Below are 3,000 nucleotides of genomic sequence, written 5' to 3'. Positions count from 1 at the left end.
GCCCGTTGGCCCGGGCGCGTTCTTTTGGCCCCCGCTCGGGCGGCCCCGCCGCTGCCGCCTGCACCACCGCCGGCGCCGCCGGAATTGCCGGCGCCGCTACCGCTATCCCCTCCGCCGCCGTTGGAGCCGGGCGCGCCGCTGCCGCTGGTACCGCCTTTGCCGCCGGCGCCGCCTTTGCCGCCGCCGCCACCGGCGCCGACATTGCCGGACTGCCCCGCCGTTGGGCCGGAGCCACCGGCGCCGGCAGCACCACCAGACCCGCCTGCTCCGCCGCCGCCGCCACTGCCACCGGCGCCGCCCGCACCCGTCGCGCCGTTACGCGCGCCCCCGGTTCCGGCCGCGCCCCCGTTTCCACCGTTGCCGCCGGTGCCGCCCTGACCTCCGGTGCCGCCTTTGCCACCTGTGCCGCCCTTGCCGGCGGAGCCGTTCAGCGTGTTGGTGTTGCCGCCGGTGCCGCCACCGCCGCCGCTGCCGCCGTTTGCGGCATCACCACCTTGGCCGCCGGCGCCACCCGTACCGCCACCGCCGCCGACGCCGAGGGCGCCGCCACGGCCACCGCTGCCGCCGTTTCCACCGGCTGTGCCGCTGCCGCCGTTCGCTCCGGTGGCACCGTTTCCTCCGTTCCCGCCTGCGCCGCTGTCGCCGGGCAGGCCCGTCTGATCGCTGCCGCCCGTGCCGCCCGTGCCGCCCTTGCCACCGTTGGCCAGGGCGTTGCCGCCGGATCCGCCTGCACCCGCGAGGTGCGCGACCGTGCCTGCCGCACCCGTGCCGCCTGTGCCGCCGTCACCGCCGTTGGGTCCACCGAGGCCACCATTGCCGCCGAGCCCAAAATTCTGTCCGTTGCCGCCTGTCCCGCCCTTGCCGCCGTTCTGTACATCGACGCCGTTCTGACCGGGACCGGCCGCTGACACACCGTCGACACCATCGGTGCCGGACCCTGCCGTGTTCGCAGTGGCGACATTCATTCCGTTGCTCCCGGCGCCGCCGTGGCCACCGTTGCCGCCACGGCCGCCGGTGCCGATCAGCGCAGAGCCGCGGCCGCCATCGCCGCCATTGCCACCTGAGACGTTGGTGTTGCCGTCGGCGCCGTTGCCGCCCTTGCCGCCGTTGCCCCAGAACCATCCCGCGTTGCCGCCGTGCCCTCCGTCGGCGCCGGCGATGGTCGAGCTGTAGCCGTCTCCGCCGCTACCTGCGAACAGCCCACCGTTGAAGCCGTTGGGATGTGCTGCGGTGCCGTCGGCGCCATTGCCGATCAGGAGGTTCACGCCAGGGATCGCTCCGGCGAGGTCGAAGAGGGCAGTGAAGGGGTCGGTCGTAGTCCCGGCCGACAGTGCGGCGGCCCCGAACAGGTTGCCGGCGGGAATGTTGTTGCACCCCGTCATGACGACGCACAGGTCATTTGGAGGGGATGCCGGCGCCGATACATACGGCGCAGCCTGTGCGGCGGGCGCGACGAGCAGTGCCGCACCGGGTGCGCACAACACGACGCCGGCCCCGCCGATGACCGCAGCAGTGGTCGCCAACGGCCGTATGCTGCGACGACGAGCATCACACTGTCGCCGGCTGGTCGGCGGCAACTTCTTTCCACGTTTGGACATGACAAACTCCCCCTTGCACTTGGCTCTAACTCATGTGGCTTGCGCGGGCATGGTCCAACAAGCCGGCTGATCAAGCTCTCTGCGGTCAGCCAACGGATTGCTCTGCGCCCCAGCGGAATACGAGTTCGTATGTTCAGGGCCCGTTCGGCTGAGACGTGACCGGAATGCCGATGATTTGCTTCGTCCCCACCGGGGACCGGTTGCCACCTCCTTGCCTGGGCAGGTTTGCTCTGGAGCATTGATTCGAATGTCGCCAGCACTGGAGGATCAGCTGGTCGGTTGCCCGAGTACAGGCAACGTGTCGAACGTGCCGTCTGCGTGTGATCAGTGTGGATACGCAGCACAGCGGTGCGATGAGTACCGGACTACCTAAATTGCGGCGGTTGCTGACGCGAGGGAGCCCGACATGGAAATCAGAACGGCCCACCTACGTAAACGTCAGTAGGGCAGTCGAACTGGAGAAGGCGAGGGATGGCGACCGGGCTCAAGCCGGCGGGGGCATCACCGTCAGTAGCAACCGGACCAAGTCGGCTTGGCGATGGGTGTCGGTCTTGTCGAAGACGTGTTGGAGGTGCGTCCTTACGGTCGCTTTCGACACGGCCAGATTTTCCGCGATGAGGTTGATGTCTTCACCGCGGGCAACTCGGAGCGCCACTTTCGTCTCGGTGGTGGTCAAGCCAAATAGGCGTTGTACCAAATCTTCTGGAGATTCGCGGTCTACTTCGGGGTTGGTGATGTTCACAAGCACCATGGCTGTTGCCGGATCACCTGAACTCGATGCCATTGGTATCACGTCGATTTGATACGGCCGCTTCCCGGAGGGGCGCTCACACGTCATGGAACACCCCCTTCGCGCGTCCGAACGCGGGCAAATGGCGCCGTTGATCGCGGCCTGGATGCGGTTGTTGACCGAAGCATTCGTCGCTTCGATCCTGCCGAACCGGATGGTCAGACCGTCAGACGATGTCAGCATCCCTGCTGCGGCATCATTTGCGTACGCCACGTTGCCGCCTGAGTCGACGACGATGGAGCCGTGTTGTACGGAGTCCAGTGCAGTGAAGATGCCGTCTGCAGTCTCGGTGAGGACTGCGACTCGCTGCTGGGTCGCGAGTGACTGAGCCAAGTGAGGGATGAGAGCTCGGACCAGCCGCACTCTTTCGGCGGTATCGAATGGTTCCCGCCATTTGGGTGCTGCCGCGAGAAATGTTCCGGCGGTCGTGCCCACGGCGATTTGGGTGAAGATGCCGTCGTCAAGGTCGTGGGGGCGCATGAAGTCGATTTCGAACTCGGTTTGGGGGCGACGTGAGACCAGCGCCTGGCCACCGTGGATCACGCCGGCAGGACTGTCCTCCTGGCGTGTTCCCTGTGAATGAGTCCAGCGTGTTTTAGAGTCCCGTGGCCC

At 67.5% G+C, this 3,000-nt stretch carries 2 protein-coding genes; both read right to left on the bottom strand.

Annotated elements, in window-relative coordinates:
- The coding region (locus EB75_RS29540) for a PGRS repeat-containing protein (RefSeq protein WP_168176142.1) at positions 1-1,523 on the bottom strand (1,523 nt) is incomplete at its 3' end.
- A 559-nt stretch (positions 1,524-2,082) separates the two neighbouring features.
- Positions 2,083-3,000: helix-turn-helix transcriptional regulator (locus EB75_RS28045; RefSeq protein WP_217267738.1), on the bottom strand; the 918-nt coding region annotated here is incomplete at its 5' end.

It is taken from the genome of Mycobacterium sp. ST-F2, assembly GCF_001905655.1.
In the GTDB taxonomy this organism is placed as follows: domain Bacteria; phylum Actinomycetota; class Actinomycetes; order Mycobacteriales; family Mycobacteriaceae; genus Mycobacterium.
Note: the sequence above shows the minus strand (reverse complement) of the source record. Positions and strands in the feature narration are given on the sequence as shown.